Source organism: Pseudomonas syringae group sp. 243L2, assembly GCF_032587875.1.
GTDB lineage: Bacteria > Pseudomonadota > Gammaproteobacteria > Pseudomonadales > Pseudomonadaceae > Aquipseudomonas > Aquipseudomonas amygdali.
Genome location: NZ_JAWHPL010000040.1, coordinates 480838 through 496767 on the forward strand (window position 1 = coordinate 480838; position 15930 = coordinate 496767).

The window sequence follows — 15930 nt, forward strand, 5'->3', positions numbered from 1 at the left end:
ATGGAAACCCTGTCTTTTGAATTCCCTGCCGGACAGCCGCCCAAAGGCCGCGCGCTGGTAGGTGTGGTTGGCTCGGGCGATCTGGAAGTGCTGCTGGAGCCCGGTTCGCCAGGCAAGCTATCAATTCAGGTGGTGACCTCGGTCAACGGTGCTTCACTGCGTTGGAAACATCTTTTCGAGCGCATGTTCGACGGCCAGACCCCGCCTGCGCTGAGCATCGACATCCACGACTTCGGGGCCACGCCCGGCGTGGTGCGCTTGCGTCTGGAGCAGGGCTTCGAGGAGATCGGTCATGACTGATAACGCACGTTTGCTGAGCCAGCACAGTTTCATCGAGCTCGGTGCACGGCAGCGCGCCCGCGCTCTGCTGGATGCCGACAGTTTCCGCGAATTGCTTGGCCCGTTTGATCGCGTCATGTCGCCCTGGCTTGCCAGACAAGGCGTTGTCCCTCAAGCCGACGATGGCGTGGTGGTTGCCAAGGGCACTGTTGATGGGCGGCCGGTAGTCATTGCGGCCATTGAAGGCTCGTTTCAGGGCGGCAGCATGGGCGAAGTCGGCGGCGCAAAAATGGCAGGCGCGCTGGAGCTGGCTGCCGAAGACAACCGCAACGGTATTCCCACCGCTGCCATCGTGCTGTTGGAAACCGGCGGTGTGCGTTTGCAGGAAGCCAATCTGGGCCTGGCGGCGATTGCCGAGATTCATGCCGCGATGGTCGACTTGCGTCAGTACCAGCCAGTGATCGGCGTGGTTGCAGGCAGCGTCGGCTGTTTTGGCGGGATGTCCATCGCTGCGGGCTTGTGCAGTTATCTACTGGTGACCCAGGAAGCCCGCTTGGGCCTGAACGGCCCGCAGGTGATCGAGCAGGAAGCCGGCATCGAAGAATACGACTCCCGTGACCGCCCGTTTATCTGGAGCCTGACCGGTGGCGAACAGCGGTTTGCCAGTGATCTGGTGGACGGTTTTGCCGCAGACGATGTGGCCGATGTCCGGCAGCAGGTCAGCGGCTGGCTCAAGCAGGGCGTACCGGCAGCGCATCGCAGCAGCCAGTACGAACTGTTTTTGCAGCGCCTCGCCAGCCTCGACACCGGAGCGCAAATCGATCCGCAGAGTGTACGTACCCTTTATCAAGGAGCCCGGTCATGAGCTATTCACAACGGGGTTTGCACTGGTTCAACGCATTGAGCGCAGGTGCTACGCAAGTTGACGGTCTGCCTGCCTCGCTCAAGGTCGCCGATGGCTTGCTGGGCGAGCAGCCGGTGCGCTTTGTGGCGGTGGTTGCCGATACCGGCAATCGTTTCCCTCGGGCGCGTCAGGGCGAGGTCGGTCTGCTGGAAGGCTGGGGCCTGGCCAAAGCTGTGGATGATGCCATCGAGCAGGACCGCGACCGCGCCGAAAAGCGTGCATTGATTGCGATTGTCGATGTGCCGAGCCAGGCCTATGGCCGCCGCGAAGAAGCGCTGGGCATTCATCAGGCGCTGGCTGGGGCGGTGGACAGCTATGCACGGGCGCGTCTTGCCGGGCATGCGGTGATTGGTCTGCTGGTTGGCAAGGCTATGTCCGGCGCGTTTCTGGCCCACGGTTATCAGGCCAATCGGCTGATTGCACTGCGTGATCCAGGCGTGATGGTGCATGCGATGGGCAAGGCTTCCGCCGCTCGGGTAACACTGCGCAGTGTCGAAGACCTGGAAAAGCTCGCCGCCAGCATCCCGCCAATGGCCTACGACATTGACAGCTATGCCAGCCTTGGTCTGCTGTGGGAAACCCTCTCGGTCAGCCAGATCGAGCAGCCCACTGCGAACGACCTGACTCAGGTCCGCAATGTTCTGAGCAGTGCGATCAAAGACGTGCAGGCCAGCGGGGTCGACCTGAGCAGCCGTCTGGGCGCGAGCAATCGTGCGGCATCGGCTACCGTGCGCCAGTTGCTGCGGGCGCAATGGTGATCGACAGCGCTTGCGCAGTACTGCCCCATGATTTGCTGTGGGGCATGCCACTGTCTGCCTTGTCGGACGATGCGCCCAAATGGGCGGTTGAAACGGTGCTGGCCGGGCAGCCGGTCGTGGTGCGTCGGCAGGCCATGCCAGCCGGTCAGGTGGCCGTAGGGTTGCGCGGCTACGGTCGTGAGCAGCGCTATGCCGCGAGCATGCTGTTGGCGGATGTCTATCGGCGGGTAACCCCCGAACAACTGGTCTTGTGCCCGGTCGAGAATATTCAGGACTGGCCCGCATTGCGTGCCTTGCGTCAGGTCCGCCCGGTGATGGATGCGCTGGAACTGGTCTGGGGCGTTGGCGGCAGCGCCGGGTTCGAATTGGCCAGTGGTATTGCGGCGTTGAATCAGGACAGCGATCTGGACCTGATTTTGCGCACGCCTGAGCCGTTAAGTCGCAGTTGCGCAGCCGAATTGGTCGAGGCGCTGGAAACATCGGTCTGCCGGGTCGATGTGCAGCTGCAACTCGATCATGGCGCTGTGGCGTTGCGTGAATGGGCGCGCCCAGCGGGGCGGGTGTTGCTCAAGACCGCAGCAGGGGCGCGGCTGGTTGCAGATCCGTGGCATCTGATCGGGGCGTGCGCATGAGCAGCCTGTGGGTGTTTCCCGGTCAGGGCGCGCAGCAGGCCGGCATGCTGCATCAATTACCCGACGACCCTGTCGTCCACGATTGCCTGCAGGAAGCTGCCGATGCTCTGGGCGAAGACGTACTGGCGCTGGACAGCACTCAGGCGCTGCAAGCGACCCGCGCCGTCCAGCTTTGCCTGTTGATCGCCGGTGTCGCCTGCGCCCGCCTGTTGCAGGCGCGCGACTGTGTGCCGGACTACGTTGCAGGGTTGTCCATCGGCGCTTATCCGGCAGCGGTGATTTCCGGGGCGCTGGCCTTCGCCGATGCCGTGCGTCTGGTGGCGTTGCGCGGCGAGTTGATGCAGAGCGCCTGGCCCGAAGGTTATGGCATGACTGCGGTGATCGGTCTGGACCAGACACAGGTCGAGGCGTTGATCAGGCAAGTACACAGCCCGCAAATGCCGGTGTTTCTCGCCAATATCAACGCCGACAACCAGATGGTGATCTCGGGCAGCGTCGAGGCGATGCAGCAGGTCAGTCATTTGGCCAAGGCGTCGGGGGCCGCGGCGGTCAAGCGTCTTGCGGTCAGCGTGCCGTCGCATTGCGCCTTGCTGGAAGCTCCCGCGCAGCAACTGGCAGAAGCCTTTTCAAGGATTGCGTTGCAGGCACCGAAGATACGTTACCTCAGCGGCAGTACGGCGCGTCCGCTGCTGAATGCCGAAAAACTGCGTGACGACCTGGCCTTCAACATGTGCCGGGTCATCGATTGGCGCAGCACCGTGGAAACTGCCTGGGAGCGAGGCGTGCGCCTGCACATCGAATTGCCGCCCGGTGCCGTGCTGACCGGGCTGGCGCGCAAAGTCTTTCAGCAAGGAACAGCGCTGGCCTTTCAGGCTGCGCGTCTGGACAGCCTGATCGCGCTGTCGCACGAGGAGGGTCGCCGCACTCCATAGAGCCGCCGTGCAGCTGCTACGAAGGACAAAAACAACAACTTCAGCAATGCAAACAGAGGAATAACAACAATGATTATCTATGGTGTTGCACTACTGGCTATCTGCACGCTCGCGGGCGTGATTCTCGGTGACATGCTCGGCGTTCTGCTGGGCGTGAAATCCAATGTGGGCGGGGTCGGGATCGCCATGATCCTGTTGATCTGCGCACGCCTGTGGATGCAGAAACACGGCGGCATGACCAAGGACTGCGAAATGGGCGTGGGTTTCTGGGGCGCGCTGTACATACCGGTCGTGGTGGCGATGGCCGCGCAACAAAACGTTGTGACCGCACTCAAGGGCGGGCCGGTGGCGGTATTGGCCGCTGTCGGTTCAGTGGTGCTCTGCGCCTGCACCATCGCAGTGATCAGCCGCACCAATCGCGGCGAGCCTTTACCCAAGGAAGAGCCGCTGCTGACGCCTGTGATCAAGCCTGAAATAGCCCCGGCTGGAGGTCGCTGATATGTGGGACCTCATCGAGAAAGGACTTGAACACAACGGCCTGATCACCGCATTTGCCTTCGTCGGTATCATCATGTGGGTCTCGGTGGTGCTTTCAAAGCGCCTGACCTTCGGCCGGGTGCATGGCTCGGCCATCGCGATTGTCATCGGGCTGATTCTGGCCTGGGTCGGCGGCACGTTGACCGGCGGCCAGAAGGGGCTTGCCGATATGGCGCTGTTCTCAGGCATCGGCCTGATGGGCGGGGCGATGCTGCGTGACTTCGCCATCGTGGCGACTGCCTTTGAAGTGCAGGCCACCGAAGCACGCAAGGCCGGGCTGATCGGAGCAATTGCCTTGCTGTTGGGCACGATTCTGCCGTTTATCGTGGGCGCGAGCATTGCCTGGGTGTTTGGCTACCGCGATGCAATCAGCATGACCACCATTGGCGCGGGTGCTGTGACCTACATCGTCGGCCCGGTGACCGGTGCTGCGTTGGGTGCGACCTCTGACGTGATGGCCCTGTCGATTGCCACCGGCCTGATCAAGGCGATTCTGGTGATGGTCGGTACGCCCATGGCGGCGCGCTGGATGGGGCTGGACAACCCGCGTTCGGCGATGGTTTTCGGTGGTCTGGCGGGTACTGTCAGCGGCGTTACCGCAGGGCTGGCGGCAACGGATCGGCGTCTGGTGCCTTATGGTGCGCTGACCGCCACTTTTCATACCGGACTGGGCTGTCTGCTGGGGCCGTCGGTGCTGTATTTCATCGTGCGCGCAATCGTCGGTTAGATCCCTTCGATCAGGTCGCCTGCTCCAGCAGGCGATTCGCATACATCCGACACTCGGCCAGCAGCGCCAGCAGGTTAGGGTCTCGCTCTCTGGACTTGAGAAAGACCATGCCGATGTGTTGCTGCATCCGGTAGCGGCTCTGCAATGGAATCAGCCGCACGCGGTTTTCATACACTGCGGCTATGCGCCCCGGCAGCAGCGCATAGCCGACGCCGGAACTGACCATGCTCAGCAGGGTGAAGATGTCATTGACCTGCATCGCCACTTTGGGCTCGAACCCGGCCTGCTGAAACACCCGTATGCCATCGCGATGAGTGGCAAAGCCTTGGGTGAGGGTGATAAATGTCGCTTCACGCAGGTCGCTGAGATCCACCTCGCTGTGCTCGGCAAACGGCGAGTCGGTGGGCACAGCCAGGAAGATATCGTCGGAAAACAACGCCAACTGCTCGCAGTCCGGGTCATGGGTGCTTTCATCCAGCGACACCAGCATGGCGTCGACTTCCATGTTCTTGAGCTTGTACAGCAGGTCCATGTTCGAACCCAGAATCAGATCGATATTCAGCTCGCTGCGGCGGATTTTCAGGCCCATGATCAGCTGCGGCACCGTCTTGACGGTCAGTGAATACAAAGCCCCAAGGCGGAAGCGTGCCGCCGAAAAGCCTGCCGCCTGACGGGTCAGCTCTACGGTGGCGAGCACATCCTGCACCAGCTTCTGCGCACGCTCTTCCAGCACATACGCGCTTTCCAGCGGCGTAAGGTTGCGGCCTTCGTGTTTGAACAGCGGGCAACGCAGGGCGCTTTCCAACGAGTGAATGGCGCGGTGCACGCTGACGTTGCTGGTCTGCAACTCCTCCGCCGCCCGCGCCAGATTGCCGGTGCGCATGAAGGCCAGGAATATTTCCAGTTTCTTGAGCGTCAGTTCGTCATCGATCTGCATGTCGTGGCGCTGGTTATTGATGTGCGCTGATTGTGCACAAGTCGTGCGCCGATAGCTGCTTAAAATATCCGTCACTGAAACAGGGTGTTGCGATTTGTTTCAATAACCGCGAGCCTCTGCTCCCAGTGTTTTGCCACAAGAGGGTATTGAGCGGATGTATTACGGAGAAAAATTCAACGCCTGGTCCCACCTGGTGGGTGCAGTACTGGCAGGTGTCGGCGCAATCTGGCTATTGGTGATGGCGAGTCTGCACGGCGATGTCTGGAAGGTGGTCAGCATTGCGATCTATGGCGCCTGTCTGGTCACGCTGTACAGCGTTTCGACGATCTACCACAGCGTCAAGGGCCGTTCGAAATCGATCATGCAGAAGGTCGATCACTTTTCGATCTACCTGATGATTGCGGGCAGCTACACGCCGTTCTGTCTTGTGACATTGCGCGGCGCGTGGGGCTGGACCCTGTTCGGTATCGTCTGGGGGCTGGCGCTGATCGGCATTGTGCAGGAGATAAAACCCCGCTCTGAAGCGCGAATCATGTCCATCGTGATCTACGCCGTGATGGGCTGGATCGTCCTCGTGGCGGTCAAACCACTGATTGCTGCGCTCGGCCTGGCGGGCTTCATCTGGCTGGCCGGCGGCGGCGTGCTTTACACCGTCGGCATTCTGTTCTTCGCCTACGACCAGATCCGCCACTTTCACGGCATCTGGCACCTGTTCGTCATCGGCGGCAGTTTGATGCACTTCGTGGCGATTTGTTTTTATGTGCTGTGAGGAGGGGACGAGCATCAGTAGTCAGAAATCGCCCCACAGCTGTTGCGCCACGCTGAGCGCGACCACCGGGGCGGTTTCAGTGCGCAGAACGCGCGGGCCGAGGCGCGCGGCGTGGAATCCAGCGGCTTGCGCCTGATCGACTTCTGCGTCGTTCAAGCCGCCTTCCGGACCAATCAGGAAGGCCAGGCTGGCTGGCTTGTCATGGCTGGTCAGCGGCTCGGCCACCGGGTGCAGGACCAGTTTCAGGTCGGCCTCGGTATGCTTGATCCACTCGGCCAGCGGCATCGGCGCATGAATCACCGGCACCACCGAGCGACCGCACTGCTCGCAGGCGCTGATAGCGATCTGTTGCCAATGCGCCTGGCGCTTCTCGGCGCGCTCGTCCTTGAGACGCACCTCACAGCGCTCGCTGACAATCGGGGTAATTTCGCTGACGCCCAGCTCGGTAGCCTTCTGAATAGCCCAGTCCATGCGTTCACCACGCGACAGGCCCTGGCCCAGATGAATACGCAGCCCTGACTCGACTTGCCCGGCAAAGCTTTCGGTCAGTTGCACATGCACGCGCTTCTTGCCGACTTCCAGCAAGGTGCCGCGAAACTCCTGGCCCGATCCGTCGAACAGTTGCAGCGCGTCACCTTCGGTCATGCGCAGCACGCGGCTGATGTAATGCGCCTGGGCCTCGGGCAGTTCGTGCTCGCCCAGGCTAAGCGGCGCTTCAGTAAAAAAGCGGGAGAGTCTCATGGTGTGTCTCGGTTCCGGTGTTGTTTTGTGATGGCCCTTTCGCGGACAAGTCCGCTCCCACATTAATGCGGTGTTGCCCGGTCCGCTCGTGGGAGCGGACTTGTCCGCGAAGGCGTCAGTCGCGGCGCCGCAAATTCCAGCCCTAGCCCGGATCCCTGAAATCCGGATGAAAGTTCTCGCGCACGGCAACACTGACACTGCTGCGCGTAGCGATATCAATGCCCTCGGTGGCCACCTCGGCCAGAAAGTCGATCTGCTCCGGGGTAATCACGTACGGCGGCAGAAAATACACCACACTGCCCAGTGGTCGCAGCAATGCACCGCGCTCCAGCGCATGCTGAAAGACCTTCATGCCACGCCGTTCCTGCCACGGGTAGGCGGTCTTGTTGGCTTTGTCCTGAACCATTTCGATAGCGATGGCCATGCCGGTCTGACGCACTTCCGCGACATGCGGATGATCGGCCAGGTGCGCGGTGGCCGTCGCCATGCGTTGCGCCAGGGCCTTGTTGTTTTCGATGACGTTGTCCTGCTCGAAGATATCCAGGGTCGCCAGCGCCGCCGCACAGGCCAGCGGGTTGCCGGTGTAGCTGTGCGAGTGCAGAAACGCACGCAGTGTCGGATAGTCATCGTAGAACGCGTCGTACACATCATCGGTGGTCAGGCAGGCCGCCAGCGGCAGGTAGCCACCGGTCAGCGCCTTGGACAGGCAGAGGAAATCCGGACGGATGCCGGCCTGTTCACAGGCGAACATGGTTCCGGTGCGGCCGAAACCGACAGCGATTTCATCGTGGATCAGGTGCACGCCATAGCGGTCGCAGGCGTCGCGCAGCAGCTTGAGGTAGACCGGGTGATACATGCGCATGCCGCCCGCGCCCTGGATCAGCGGTTCGACGATCACCGCCGCAACGCTGGCGTGGTGTTCGGCAAGGGTCTGCTCCATGGCGACGAACATGTTGCGCGAATGCTCTTCCCAGCTCATGCCGTCCGGGCGGTGGTAGCAATCGGGGCTCGGCACTTTGATGGTATCGAGCAGCAGCGCCTTGTAGGTTTCGGTGAACAGCGGTACGTCACCGACCGACATCGCCGCCATGGTCTCGCCGTGGTAGCTGTTGGTCAGGGTGACGAAGCGTTTCTTGTCCGGCTGGCCGCGATTGAGCCAGTAGTGAAAGCTCATCTTCAGCGCGACTTCAATGCACGATGAGCCATTGTCGGCGTAGAAGCAGCGGTTGAGGCCTTCAGGGGTCAGTTTGACCAGCCGTTCGGACAGCTCGATGACCGGCTGATGACTGAAACCGGCAAGAATCACGTGCTCCAGTTGGTCGACCTGATCCTTGATGCGCTGATTGATGCGCGGGTTGGCGTGTCCGAAAACGTTGACCCACCAAGAGCTGACAGCGTCCAGATAACGCTTGCCCTCGAAGTCTTCAAGCCATACGCCTTCACCACGCTTGATCGGTATCAACGGCAGATTTTCGTGGTCTTTCATCTGGGTGCAGGGGTGCCACAGGACCTTCAGGTCACGTTGCATCCACTGGTCATTGAGGCCCATTTTCAATCTCCGGGTAGCGACTCGCCTGATGCGAGGACGAACAATCGCGCAAGCCTATGCAATGCCCGGCTGCGGAACAACCTTTGATGCAGTTTTAACAGCTGATGGACATTGCTGGCGGCTATTTGATGGCTCGCGTATCCTGCGCAGCAAGTCGATGTGCCGGGCTGACTTGCCCAATCTTCCCTATGTTTTCTGGAGTTCGCCGAATGCTTTCTGGGTGGCTGCGCGCCTGTGCGCTGATAGTGGCAGGGTTGGTCAGCGTTTCTACGCTCGCCGATGAAAAACAACGAACCGCCATTGTCGTCGGTGGTGGTCTGGCAGGCTTGACCGCTGCCTATGAACTGCAGGCCAAAGGCTGGCAGGTGACGCTACTGGAAGCCAAGCCCAGCCTGGGCGGACGTTCCGGTCTGGCGACCAGCGAGTGGATCGGCAACACCAAGGCTCAGCCTGTGCTGAACCGCTACCTGGACAGCTTCAAGCTGACGACCGTGCCTGCGCCTGAATTTGTTCGCACGCCCAGCTACCTGATCGACGGCGTGTACTTCACTCAGGCTGACCTGGCCGTCAAACAGCCTGCGACCGCCGAAGCCATCAAGCGCTACAACGACACGCTGGACAACCTCGCGCGTTCGGTTGACGACCCGGAAAACCCCGCTTCCAACAGCACCTTGTTCGCGCTGGACCAGATCAACGTCGCCAACTGGCTGGACCGTCTGAACCTGCCTGCCACGGCGCGTCAGTTGATCAACCAGCAGATCCGCACCCGCTACGACGAGCCTTCGCGCCTGTCGCTGCTGTACCTTGCCCAGCAATCGCGGGTTTATCGCTCGGTCGACGAGCGTGACTTGCGTGCTGCGCGCCTGCCCGGTGGCAGTGCGGTGCTGACCCAGGCGTTCGTCAAGCAGCTCAAGACCGTCAAGACCAACTCGCCGGTGACGGCAGTCGTTCAGGAGAAGGACAAGGTCACCGTCAAGGCTGGCGCAACCAGCTACACCGCAGATTACGTGGTCATGGCCGTACCGCTGCGCTCGCTGGGCAAGATCCAGATGACGCCTGCGCTGGACGCTCAGCACATGGGCGCGATCAAGAGCACCAACTACGGCTGGCGCGACCAGATCATGCTCAAGTTCAAGACCCCGGTCTGGGACAGCAAGGCACGCATGTCCGGTGAAGTGTTCAGCAACACCGGTCTGGGCATGTTGTGGGTAGAGCCCGCGCTCAAGGGCGGCGCCAACGTGGTGATCAACCTGTCCGGCGACAACGCACGCATCATGCAGGCCTTCGGCGACAAGCAGATGGTTGATCAGGTATTGATCCGTCTGCATGCGTTCTACCCTGAAGCACGTGGCGCTTACACCGGCTATGAAATCCGCCGTTACAGCGTCGACCCGTCCACGGGTGGTTCCTACCTGGCGTTCGGCCCCGGTCAGATCAGTAAATACTGGCGTCTGTGGGAGCGGCCGATTCTGCGTGTAGCCTTCGCTGGCGAGCACACCGACACCTTGTACCCCGGCACTCTGGAAGGTGCCTTGCGCAGCGGTCAGCGTGCGGCCGGTCAAGTCCAGGATCTGGCGGCTGGCAAGTCGTTCGAACCGGTCAAGGTTGCACCGCCGAAAGCACCGGCCCCGGCTTCGCAGAAGTCCGAAGGCAATTTCTTCAGCAACCTGTTCGGTGGTTCGTCCGACAAACCGGCTGAACCTGCCAAGCCGCAGGCCGACAAGCCGGGCTTCTTCTCGCGCATGTTTGGTGGTGGTGAAGAACCGGCCCCGGCACCTGCTCCGGTAGAGAAGGCCCCGGAACCGGCTGCAGCTCCAGCACCTGTTGCCGCGCCAGCACCTGTGGTTGCGCCGGTTGTCCAGCCTGCCAAGCCGCCGGTAAAAGCCGAGCCTGCGAAGAAACCGGCGACCAAGGCTGAGCCTGCGAAAAAGCCGCAGAGCAAGGAAGCCGCCAAAAAAGAAGCGGCGAAGAAAGAAGCAGCAAAAAAGGAAGCTGCGAAAAAGGCTCAGAGCAAACCGGCTCCTGCCAAAACCCCTGCTGAAACAGCGCCCGCAGACGTTAACAACTGACCGGGCAATAGCTGAGCGAAAGAGGACGCGGTGTATGCCGCGTCCTTTTTTTATGCGCGCTGAATTCGTTCTGTCTGTGTGGGCTGGTGATATCTCAGCGGATCATGCCGTTCATCGGTATCGAACGGCCGATGGTCATTGCAAAGTATTACTTACGGCAAATTATCGAGATGCTGCCGCAGCGAGGACAGCCTGAGATGCTGTAAAGCCTGTCAGGTGTTGGTGTAACCAGCAGAACCGGCGTACGAATGGTCAAGCAGACCTATCGTATTGTTCGATACGTCCGAGCGAAATTTTGCGCTTTCATTCGATAGATAAAAAGCTAGTCTGGTAACACTTCTGACAAGGTACTGGTAATGCAGCTACGTAATTCATCCTCTCGCTACGGTCTGGTCAGCATGGTGCTGCACTGGGGTGTGGCTGCTGTCGTGTTTGGAATGTTTGCGCTGGGGCTGTGGATGGTCGGGCTGGATTACTACGATACGTGGCGCAAGGCGGGCCCTGATCTGCACAAGAGCATCGGCATCACGCTGTTTGCAATCATGCTGATCCGCGTGGTCTGGCGTCTGCTCAGTCCGCCACCGCCGCCGTTGACTAGCTACAGTAAGTTGACGCGCATCGGTGCTGCATTCGGCCATCTGTTTTTGTACGTCGCACTGTTTGCCGTGATGTTCGCCGGGTATCTCATTTCCACCGCCGACGGCGTGGGGATTCCGGTATTCGGCCTGTTCGATGTGCCCGCGCTGGTTTCGGGCCTTCCTGATCAGGCAGAAACGGCGGGCTGGATTCACCTGTATCTGGCCTGGGTCATCGTGATATTCGCGGGGCTCCATGGTCTTGCTGCATTGAAGCACCACTTCATCGATCGCGATGTGACCCTCAAGCGCATGCTGGGTCGTAATTGATTGTTCAACCAAAACGGGAATAAAAGCATGTTGAAGAAGTCTCTCGCCGCTCTGGCTCTGGGTACCGCACTGTTGTCTGCTGGCCAGGCCATGGCCGCCGACTACGTTATCGACAAGGAAGGTCAACACGCATTCGTTGACTTCAAGATCAGCCACCTGGGCTACAGCTTCATTCACGGTACCTTCAAGGACTGGGACGGCACGTTCAGCTTCGACGCTGCCAAGCCTGAAGCCAGCAAAATCAATGTCGAGCTGAAAACCGCCAGCCTGTTCACCAACCACGCCGAGCGCGACAAACACATCTCCAGCAAGGATTTCCTGGACGTTGCCAAATACCCGGAAGCCAAATTCGTTTCCACCGCAGTCAAATCGACAGGCGAGAAAACGGCTGACGTCACTGGCGACCTGACCCTGCACGGCGTGACCAAGCCAATCGTGATCAAGGCAACCTTCAACGGCGAAGGCAAGGATCCGTGGGGCGGCTACCGTGCCGGCTTCAACGGTACTTCGACGCTGAACCTGAACGACTTCGGCATCAAGGGCCCAGGCCCGACGTCGCAGACGCTGGATCTGGACATCAGCTTCGAAGGCGTACAGAAGAAGTAATTGCACGCTTGATCGAAAAAACGCCGACCCTTGGGTCGGCGTTTTTGTTGGTGCGATGAAACGTCTTGGGATGACTATCGTGCCAATGCTCTGCGTTGGCATGCAGTTCGTGACGCTCTGCGTCACAGATCGGCGCCGCGCTGCCGTCTCAAGATCGGACGCGGAGCGTCCAGGACTGCGCTACCACGCAGAGCGTGGGAGCGATGAATAAAGCGCTTCTTTATTACAGTGGCACTGACATCGCAGAACCTGTGTTTGACGCAGAGCGCAACAAAGAGGACGCAGAGCGTCCAGAACTGCATGCCGACGCGGAGCGTCGGCACGATAGTCAAGAGGGCGCAGAGCGTCCAGAACTGCGCTACCACGCGGAGCGTGGGAGCGATGATCAACATCCTCCAGGGCTACAAACAAAAACGCCCCGAGCAGGTCGGGGCGTTTTTAGTGTTGCGTGGCTATCAGCTGTCGCGATTGCGGGTCAGCAGAGCCGGTTTTTCACCGCGTGGCCGTGTTGGCAACTGATCCAGTTGCTCGGCAGACGGGAAACGGTCGATCTTGGATTCCTTGTGCACGATCTTCGGCTGAGGCTGACCGTCGCGAGGGGCACGCACGGCTGGCTCCTGACCTTCACGCGGCAAGGGCTGATCTTCACGTGCCGGGCGACGACCGCGCGGCTGGCCATCACGCGAACGCGGAGCCGACGAACCCGAACCGTTGCGCTTTGGCGCGCCAGTACCGGAACCGTTACGAGCGCCGCCCGCAGGTCGACCCGAATTGGCTGGGCGAGCTGCGCCGCCAGCAGCCGGTGCTGCACCGGGCGCAGCAGCAGGACGACGACCACGGTTCTGGCCTTTGCCCTGATAAGGGCTGACGTAGTCAGCACGATTGCCGAAGTTGTCTACTTCATCATCGCGGAACTCGTCCGGCGCACGATCGGCTGCCGGGCGCGGTATGGATGGCTGCGATGCACGCTGTTCGCTGCGAGGCGTGCCCTCACGAGGTTTTTTTTCGCGTGGCTGCCTTGCAGGGCGTTCGCCAGTGGCGGATGCAGCGGCAGGTTTTTCCTTGCCTTTGTCCTTGCCCTTGTCGCGACGACCGCCGTTGTTCTTGTCGCCGGCAGGACGTGCACCACGGGAGTTTCGAACATCCGGACGCTCACGCACTTCCGGTTTTTCAGCCTCGACTGCGGTGATGTCGAAGCCCATCAGGTCGCCATCGGCGATCTTCTGTTTAGTCATGCGCTCGATGCTTTTGAGCAGCTTCTCTTCGTCCGGCGCAACCAGGGAAATGGCTTCGCCCGAACGACCGGCCCGGCCGGTACGACCGATACGGTGAACGTAGTCTTCGTCGACGTTGGGCAGCTCGAAGTTGACGACATGCGGCAACTGATCGATATCCAGGCCGCGTGCGGCGATATCGGTCGCGACCATGATGCGTACATCACCTGCCTTGAAGTCGGCCAGTGCCTTGGTACGGGCGTTCTGGCTCTTGTTGCCGTGGATCGCGACAGCCGCAAGGCCGTGCTTGTCCAGGTACTCGGCCAGACGGTTGGCACCGTGCTTGGTGCGGGTGAAGACCAGCACCTGTTCCCAGGCACCGACGGTAATCAAATGCGCCAGCAGTGAACGCTTGTGGTTGGCTGCCAGGCGGAAAACCCGTTGCTCGATACGCTCGACCGTGGTGTTCGGCGGCGTGACTTCGATGCGCTCTGGGTTGTGCAGCAGCTTGCCGGCCAACGACGTGATGTCATTGGAGAAGGTAGCCGAGAACAGCAGGTTCTGGCGCTTGGCCGGCAGCCGCGCGAGGACCTTCTTGACGTCATGGACGAAGCCCATGTCGAGCATCCGGTCTGCTTCATCGAGCACCAGGATTTCGACGTGGGACAAATCGACACTGCCTTGACCGGCCAGATCGAGCAGGCGGCCGGGGCAGGCCACCAGGACGTCCACGCCACGGGACATGGCCTGAACCTGAGGGTTCATGCCGACGCCGCCGAAGATGCAGGCGCTGACGAACTTCAGGTCGCGGGCATAGAGCTTGAAGCTCTCGTGCACCTGTGCGGCCAGTTCGCGGGTCGGGGTCAGGACCAGAACGCGTGGTTGACGCGGGCCATGACGCTGGGATTTGTCCGGAACACCATTGGGAAACAGCCGCTCCAGAATAGGGAGGGCGAAACCACCGGTTTTACCAGTACCGGTCTGTGCCGCAACCATCAGGTCGCGACCTTGCAACACGGCGGGAATGGCCCGCTGTTGCACGGGGGTAGGCTGGGTATAGCCCGCTGCCTCGATGGCGCGGACTAAAGCCTCGGAGAGACCGAGGGAAGCAAAGGACATGAGTAATCCTGTTCTGTTGGAGCTTAAGCTCAAGGGATGTCTTGCCTGGCGCGAATGGCGTGTAAAGACAACGCGATCCCGTCCGGTCCTGCCGGGTCTTCAGTGCATTCCGTGACGCCTGCGCTTGATGAAAATTGCGCTGTTGGCGTGAACGGATGACGATTGCAAGACCGGGCGTCCGGGCGTAAGCCTGGCGGGAAGGCTGGAGTATAACAGAGCGAGCGCAATACGCCGCTTTCCTGCTGCCCAACGGTGTATGAGGCCGCGATCCCCCGGAAATTACCGGTCGGACCGCGGTGCCGCAGCCGTTTTCAGCGTGGCAGTTGCAGGTTGTTCCACACCGCCAGGCTCGGTTCTGCCTGGTTCAGCGTGTAGAAATGCAGACCGGGGGCGCCGCCTTGCAGCAGTCGTTCGCACATCTGCGTGATGACTTCTTCGCCAAACGCCTGGATGCTTTGCACGTCATCGCCGTAGGCTTCCAGCTGTTTACGGATCCAGCGCGGGATTTCCGCACCGCAGGCATCCGAGAAACGCGCCAGCTTGCTGTAGTTGGTGATCGGCATGATGCCCGGCACGATCGGAATGCTGACGCCCATTTTCTCGACCCGCTCGACGAAGTTGAAATAGCTGTCGGCGTTGAAGAAGTACTGCGTGATTGCACTGTCGGCGCCGGCGTTGGCCTTGTTGACGAAGTGCTTGAGGTCGTCCTCGAAGTTGCGCGCCTGCGGATGCATTTCCGGGTAGGCGGCGACTTCGATGTGGAAATGGCTGCCGCTTTCCTGGCGAATGAAGCTCACCAGGTCATTGGCGTGACGCAACTCACCGCTGGCCATACCCATGCCGGAAGGCAGGTCGCCGCGCAGTGCCACGATGCGTTTGATGCCCGCATCCTTGTACTGCGCCAACAGGTTGCGCAGGTCGTCCTTGCTGTCGCCCACGCAGGACAAATGCGGCGCAGCAGGGACTTTGATCTCGTTTTCCAGCTGCAGCACGGTATTGAGCGTGCGGTCGCGGGTCGAGCCACCGGCACCATAGGTGCAGGAGAAAAAATCGGGGTTGTACGTAGCGAGCTGACGAGCAACGGTCAGCAGCTTTTCATGTCCAGCGTCGGTCTTGGTAGGAAAGAATTCGAAGCTGAAGCGGCGTTCTTGGCTCATGGAGGCCGATCTCGATATAGAAACGAACACATACTTTGTAGGAGCGGACTTGTCCGCGAAGGCTTTATTTCAGACGCTGCATCTTGATTGAATGC

16 protein-coding genes are annotated in these 15930 nt (G+C 60.7%); 11 read left to right on the forward strand and 5 right to left on the reverse strand.

Annotation, left to right across the window (positions count from 1 at the left end; genetic code table 11):
* The 7 genes from RYB66_RS25255 to madM all read left to right on the forward strand — a co-directional run bounded on the left by RYB66_RS25255 (position 1) and on the right by madM (position 4769).
* A complete protein-coding gene (locus RYB66_RS25255; protein ID WP_004654333.1) occupies positions 1-300 on the forward strand; it encodes a malonate decarboxylase subunit delta in 300 nt (99 codons plus the stop codon).
* On the forward strand, positions 293-1144 hold the full coding sequence (locus RYB66_RS25260) for a biotin-independent malonate decarboxylase subunit beta (RefSeq protein ID WP_005743081.1): 852 nt from the start codon (positions 293-295) through the stop codon (positions 1142-1144). The genes RYB66_RS25255 and RYB66_RS25260 overlap by 8 nt, the downstream gene beginning before the upstream one ends.
* Positions 1141-1941, forward strand: a complete 801-nt coding sequence (gene mdcE, locus RYB66_RS25265; RefSeq protein WP_054077063.1) for a biotin-independent malonate decarboxylase subunit gamma — start codon at positions 1141-1143, stop codon at positions 1939-1941. The genes RYB66_RS25260 and mdcE overlap by 4 nt, the downstream gene beginning before the upstream one ends.
* Positions 1935-2573, forward strand: coding sequence for a malonate decarboxylase holo-ACP synthase (locus RYB66_RS25270; RefSeq protein WP_005743079.1), 639 nt, complete (start codon positions 1935-1937; stop codon positions 2571-2573). Before mdcE ends, RYB66_RS25270 begins: the two co-directional genes overlap by 7 nt.
* Positions 2570-3505 carry a malonate decarboxylase subunit epsilon gene (mdcH, locus tag RYB66_RS25275; RefSeq protein WP_005778739.1) on the forward strand — a complete coding sequence of 312 codons (936 nt, stop codon included), beginning with the start codon at positions 2570-2572 and terminating at the stop codon, positions 3503-3505. The genes RYB66_RS25270 and mdcH overlap by 4 nt, the downstream gene beginning before the upstream one ends.
* 69 nt (positions 3506-3574) lie before the next feature.
* Positions 3575-4003, forward strand: a complete 429-nt coding sequence (gene madL / locus RYB66_RS25280; RefSeq protein WP_002551699.1) for a malonate transporter subunit MadL — start codon at positions 3575-3577, stop codon at positions 4001-4003.
* 1 nt (position 4004) lies between these two features.
* Positions 4005-4769 (forward strand): malonate transporter subunit MadM, encoded by a 765-nt coding sequence (gene madM / locus RYB66_RS25285; protein WP_004666470.1) that lies wholly within the window; start codon positions 4005-4007, stop codon positions 4767-4769.
* Positions 4770-4779: 10 nt separating this feature from the next.
* On the opposite strand, the gene RYB66_RS25290 is transcribed toward madM, so the two are convergent.
* A complete protein-coding gene (locus RYB66_RS25290; protein ID WP_005731031.1) occupies positions 4780-5706 on the reverse strand; it encodes a LysR substrate-binding domain-containing protein in 927 nt (308 codons plus the stop codon).
* A gap of 154 nt (positions 5707-5860) precedes the next feature.
* Between RYB66_RS25290 and trhA the strand changes: the two genes are divergently transcribed.
* Positions 5861-6475: a PAQR family membrane homeostasis protein TrhA gene (gene trhA / locus RYB66_RS25295; protein ID WP_002551702.1), complete on the forward strand. Its 615-nt coding sequence runs from the start codon at positions 5861-5863 to the stop codon at positions 6473-6475.
* Positions 6476-6496: 21 nt separating this feature from the next.
* Here the strand turns inward: trhA and RYB66_RS25300 are convergent, their stop codons facing one another.
* Entirely contained in the window at positions 6497-7216 is a 720-nt protein-coding gene (locus RYB66_RS25300; protein WP_005743076.1) for a 16S rRNA (uracil(1498)-N(3))-methyltransferase, read from the reverse strand.
* A gap of 142 nt (positions 7217-7358) precedes the next feature.
* Entirely contained in the window at positions 7359-8765 is a 1407-nt protein-coding gene (locus tag RYB66_RS25305; protein WP_316895767.1) for an adenosylmethionine--8-amino-7-oxononanoate transaminase, read from the reverse strand.
* A 209-nt stretch (positions 8766-8974) separates the two neighbouring features.
* Here RYB66_RS25305 and RYB66_RS25310 point away from each other — a divergent pair, with 209 nt between their 5' ends.
* The 3 genes from RYB66_RS25310 to RYB66_RS25320 all read left to right on the forward strand — a co-directional run bounded on the left by RYB66_RS25310 (position 8975) and on the right by RYB66_RS25320 (position 12345).
* Positions 8975-10834, forward strand: a complete 1860-nt coding sequence (locus RYB66_RS25310) for a flavin monoamine oxidase family protein (protein WP_016980640.1) — start codon at positions 8975-8977, stop codon at positions 10832-10834.
* A gap of 356 nt (positions 10835-11190) precedes the next feature.
* The gene (locus RYB66_RS25315) at positions 11191-11739 is read left to right on the forward strand and encodes a cytochrome b (protein WP_002551706.1); all 549 of its coding nucleotides are present in this window, start codon (positions 11191-11193) and stop codon (positions 11737-11739) included.
* Between the two features lie 27 nt (positions 11740-11766).
* Positions 11767-12345, forward strand: a complete 579-nt coding sequence (locus RYB66_RS25320; RefSeq protein ID WP_002551707.1) for a YceI family protein — start codon at positions 11767-11769, stop codon at positions 12343-12345.
* Positions 12346-12800: 455 nt separating this feature from the next.
* Here RYB66_RS25320 and RYB66_RS25325 read toward each other — a convergent pair whose 3' ends face one another.
* Complete coding sequence (locus RYB66_RS25325; RefSeq protein WP_054077072.1) at positions 12801-14678, reverse strand: DEAD/DEAH box helicase; 1878 nt, start codon at positions 14676-14678, stop codon at positions 12801-12803.
* Positions 14679-14989: 311 nt separating this feature from the next.
* Positions 14990-15835 (reverse strand): methylenetetrahydrofolate reductase [NAD(P)H], encoded by an 846-nt coding sequence (gene metF, locus RYB66_RS25330; RefSeq protein WP_003346344.1) that lies wholly within the window; start codon positions 15833-15835, stop codon positions 14990-14992.
* Positions 15836-15930: the final 95 nt, after the last annotated feature.

What these genes read in the sequence shown, in the direction of transcription:
- RYB66_RS25255 (WP_004654333.1), top strand. Translation starts at nt 1, where the DNA reads ATGGAAACCCTGTCTTTTGAATTCCCTGCCGGACAGCCGCCCAAAGGC.
- RYB66_RS25260 (WP_005743081.1), top strand. Translation starts at nt 293, where the DNA reads ATGACTGATAACGCACGTTTGCTGAGCCAGCACAGTTTCATCGAGCTC.
- mdcE (WP_054077063.1), top strand. Translation starts at nt 1,141, where the DNA reads ATGAGCTATTCACAACGGGGTTTGCACTGGTTCAACGCATTGAGCGCA.
- RYB66_RS25270 (WP_005743079.1), top strand. Translation starts at nt 1,935, where the DNA reads ATGGTGATCGACAGCGCTTGCGCAGTACTGCCCCATGATTTGCTGTGG.
- mdcH (WP_005778739.1), top strand. Translation starts at nt 2,570, where the DNA reads ATGAGCAGCCTGTGGGTGTTTCCCGGTCAGGGCGCGCAGCAGGCCGGC.
- madL (WP_002551699.1), top strand. Translation starts at nt 3,575, where the DNA reads ATGATTATCTATGGTGTTGCACTACTGGCTATCTGCACGCTCGCGGGC.
- madM (WP_004666470.1), top strand. Translation starts at nt 4,005, where the DNA reads ATGTGGGACCTCATCGAGAAAGGACTTGAACACAACGGCCTGATCACC.
- RYB66_RS25290 (WP_005731031.1), bottom strand. Translation starts at nt 5,706, where the DNA reads ATGCAGATCGATGACGAACTGACGCTCAAGAAACTGGAAATATTCCTG.
- trhA (WP_002551702.1), top strand. Translation starts at nt 5,861, where the DNA reads ATGTATTACGGAGAAAAATTCAACGCCTGGTCCCACCTGGTGGGTGCA.
- RYB66_RS25300 (WP_005743076.1), bottom strand. Translation starts at nt 7,216, where the DNA reads ATGAGACTCTCCCGCTTTTTTACTGAAGCGCCGCTTAGCCTGGGCGAG.
- RYB66_RS25305 (WP_316895767.1), bottom strand. Translation starts at nt 8,765, where the DNA reads ATGGGCCTCAATGACCAGTGGATGCAACGTGACCTGAAGGTCCTGTGG.
- RYB66_RS25310 (WP_016980640.1), top strand. Translation starts at nt 8,975, where the DNA reads ATGCTTTCTGGGTGGCTGCGCGCCTGTGCGCTGATAGTGGCAGGGTTG.
- RYB66_RS25315 (WP_002551706.1), top strand. Translation starts at nt 11,191, where the DNA reads ATGCAGCTACGTAATTCATCCTCTCGCTACGGTCTGGTCAGCATGGTG.
- RYB66_RS25320 (WP_002551707.1), top strand. Translation starts at nt 11,767, where the DNA reads ATGTTGAAGAAGTCTCTCGCCGCTCTGGCTCTGGGTACCGCACTGTTG.
- RYB66_RS25325 (WP_054077072.1), bottom strand. Translation starts at nt 14,678, where the DNA reads ATGTCCTTTGCTTCCCTCGGTCTCTCCGAGGCTTTAGTCCGCGCCATC.
- metF (WP_003346344.1), bottom strand. Translation starts at nt 15,835, where the DNA reads ATGAGCCAAGAACGCCGCTTCAGCTTCGAATTCTTTCCTACCAAGACC.